This window comes from Arhodomonas sp. AD133 (assembly GCF_051195215.1).
GTDB lineage: Bacteria > Pseudomonadota > Gammaproteobacteria > Nitrococcales > Nitrococcaceae > Arhodomonas.
Genome location: NZ_JBNAZM010000107.1, coordinates 1 through 3,100, shown reverse-complemented (window position 1 = coordinate 3,100; position 3,100 = coordinate 1). Strand labels below are relative to the sequence as shown.

3 protein-coding genes are annotated in these 3,100 nt (G+C 59.2%); 1 reads left to right on the top strand and 2 read right to left on the bottom strand.

The window, feature by feature from the left end:
* Positions 1-12 precede the first annotated feature (12 nt).
* The gene (locus ACPEES_RS23005) at positions 13-396 is read left to right on the top strand and encodes a transposase domain-containing protein (RefSeq protein WP_435106770.1); all 384 of its coding nucleotides are present in this window, start codon (positions 13-15) and stop codon (positions 394-396) included.
* Between the two features lie 396 nt (positions 397-792).
* Here the strand turns inward: ACPEES_RS23005 and ACPEES_RS23000 are convergent, their stop codons facing one another.
* Both ACPEES_RS23000 and ACPEES_RS22995 read right to left on the bottom strand, forming a co-directional pair.
* Entirely contained in the window at positions 793-1,236 is a 444-nt protein-coding gene (locus ACPEES_RS23000; protein ID WP_435106768.1) for a hypothetical protein, read from the bottom strand.
* Positions 1,229-3,100: RHS repeat-associated core domain-containing protein (locus ACPEES_RS22995; protein ID WP_435106766.1), on the bottom strand; the 1,872-nt coding region annotated here is incomplete at its 5' end. The genes ACPEES_RS22995 and ACPEES_RS23000, both read right to left, overlap by 8 nt.

The following is a 3,100-nucleotide window of genomic DNA, read 5'->3' as shown; positions in this document are numbered from 1 at the left end:
TAATCGCGCGCCATGCACACGGCATCGACATCGGCGCCCTCGTATGAGCAGCTGCTGGCGGAGAACGCCAAGCTGCGCCGTCAGCTCGACTGGCTCAAGCGCCAGCTCTTCGGGCAAAAGTCCGAACGCCGACGGGTCGATGGCGACAGCGCCGTCGCCGATCTGTTCGCGCGTGACCAAGCGCCGGAGCCCGAGGCGCGGCCGAGGCAGCGGATCCGTTACGAGCGAGACCAGCGCGGATCCGGCAAGGACCGTGGTGACGCCGTCACCGAGGAGGGCCTGCGCTTCGACGCCGACGTGCCGGTCGAGACGATCGATCTCGGCGCCCCCGAGCTCACCGGCGCCGACGCCGATGCCTGGGAGATCATCGATTACCGCATCACCCACCGCCTCTGATGGTGGGCAAGATCAGACGACCTCGCGCTGGTTGGTCACCGCGCGCAGCCGGCCCACAACAGCGGCGCCCGGACGGGCTATCGGCTGCCAAGTAGAAAAGGAGGAAGAACGGATCGAGAGCGAGACTTGGATGCGCCAGGAACCGATGCTACGAGGATAGACCTGGCCCCCGAGGCCGCGGTAACAAAGCAGATCTGGCGGTTGTTGCCCCGCTGGATCACGTGGAGCGGGACGTTGGGAAGAATAAGACGAGGGCGGCGTGGCATGGCTCCTCCTTGAGCAATAGCAGGCCGAAAGGATACCTCAAAAACGTGGTCTGTCCCCTATTATTTTTCGCGGCCCCAGAGTCTTTCATTTACACGAAGATAGACCCGGTGCCGAAGTCTCGCGGTTGGATCACGGCTGATTCGGAGCGTTTTGAGTGCATATTACTCCATTCAGACCACAGCCTAGCCTTTCGTAATCGTGGCGCAAATTTTCGCTACTTGGAACTTCGATTGAACCATAAGAGAGCACCGCCACTATCGGAACTCCAAAAGGAATTTGTGCTACAGAACTATCGTCGAGTTCTTGCTGCAGCGCAGCAACCCGATCGATTGCTTTATCGTTCTGCCGGACCAGCATTTTTTGAATTTTTGTCCCGCATTGTTCTTTTTTACAATAGGAAAACATCGTGAGATTCTCGGCCAGTTGTTCTTCGTAGATTTGCATTTCCCGAATGACTGTATATTTTGAAATCAAAGCCAAACCTAGCACGAACCCGAAAACGCCAAGCAGAAAAGCTACTGTAAAAGTGATAGCAACATTTTTAGAAAGCTTCAAAGTATTACTCTCAGTCATTCAATGCACAATGTACTTGGCAATTGACATGCCATGTACGCCAAGATTGTTGGCACGCTCTAGCTGCGTATCCGTTCGGCCCCCAACATGATTTGGTGCAATTCTTGACCCCTTTCGCTTGTTTCTTGGTGCACTTCAGACTGCATACAAAAGGATCATCATTATCAGGAAATGCGGGATCCGGATCTGATGGGTCATCATCCGGCACATCTTCTGGGTCTTGCCCAGGGTAAATCGTCTTAGTGAGCCCAAGCGGATCCAGATAGTTAACCGGATTCGCTTCAACGTAGCTATACGTATTCAGCCCACCTTCAAGCCCGATCGGATCACTGCTTACGTAGCGCCCGACCCTGGGATCGTAGGTCCGGTAGTAATTGTAGTGCCTGCCGGTTTCGGCATCGTGATACTGCCCCGGCAACCTAAAAGCCCACTTAGCACCTCCGTTACGGTCGTTCGATTCGCCGAACGCAGTATAGTGTGCAGACCAACTCTCTGCGCCATTAGATAAAATAGCCTTATGGGGCGCACCAAGATGATCACTGTGGAAATAATGTCGCTTACCATCGGACTCTGCCCAGACCGGCCTCGTTCCCCATACGCTGTCGGGGGCAAACCCATACCGCTGGATGAGAGTGCCAGTTGCGTCGTACTTGGCTATGAGCCCCTCATCAGCGTAGAGGAAGTAGGTACGATCTCCATCAACTTCCTTCCAAAGCCGCCGCCCAAAGGGGTCGTAGGCATACCGGGCGACAAGGCCATCGGGACGCTCCACGCGTTCTAGGCGGTTGTTAAGATTGTAGTCGTAGTGCGTCGTGTCGTTGCCCTCGGTCCGGGTGACGGTGCTGCCGTTGGCGTCATAGGTGAAGCTGACGTCATCGTAGCCGAGCAGCTGGTTGGCGGCGTTGTAGCGCCATTCGCCCTCGGTGTCGGCGCTGGTGAGCCGGTTGCCCGCCGGGTCGTAGGTGTAGTGCTCGTCGGCGAGCGTGGGGTTCACCGCGTCGGTGAGGCGGTCGAGGCGGTCGTAGGTGTATTCGTAGCGTCCGTGCTCGGTGGCCTTGACGGTGATGTTGCCGGCGTCATTGTAGGTGTAGCGGTAGTCCATGATGGTGGCATCCGCCGGGTCTTCGCCGCGGATGCGGGTGGGGCGCAGGAAGCCATCATAGGTGAAGTGGCGCTCGCCGCCGCCGGGCAGCAGCACGCGCCCGGGCGTGTGCCATTGGAACTGGTCACGGACCAGGTGCGCCCCGTCGGGGAAGTCGATGCCGGTGAGCAGTCCGGCGTCGTTGTAGGTGAACCCGTAGCGGTCACCGCCCGGGTAGGTGAGCGCCTGTTTCTGGCCGTTGGCGGTGTAGTCGTAGCGGAAGGTCTTGGTGAACGGCCCGAAGTCGACGGTGGTCGTGGTGCGGCGATCGAGGCGGTCGTAGCCGTACGTAGCGGACGTCTCGCCATCTTCGTAGCCGGCCAGCTTGCCCGTATCGGTGTACTCGAAGGTAATCCGGCGCGCGGGTGTCCCTGTGGCGGCGTCCGAGTAGTAGGCGGTGGCGGTGCGTTGGCCGGCAGCATCGTAGCTGTGCACCGTGCGTTGGCCTTTGGCGTCGGTCTGAGCCTTGAGTTTACCGGTTGGTGTGTAGTCGTAACGCCAAGTCTCGCCGTCGGGCCAGACGGTGCGGGTCTTCTCGCCGCGGCGATTGTAGACGAAGCGACGGATGACGACATCGCGCTGGTTGGTCACCGCGCGCAGGTTGTCGGCGTCGTCGTAGGCGTAGCGCACGGTGTGGCCCATCGGGTCCTCGATCACGACGCGCCGGCCCAGGGCGTCGTAGGTGTAGCGGGTGGTGCGCCCGGCGTTGTCGGTGACGCTCGT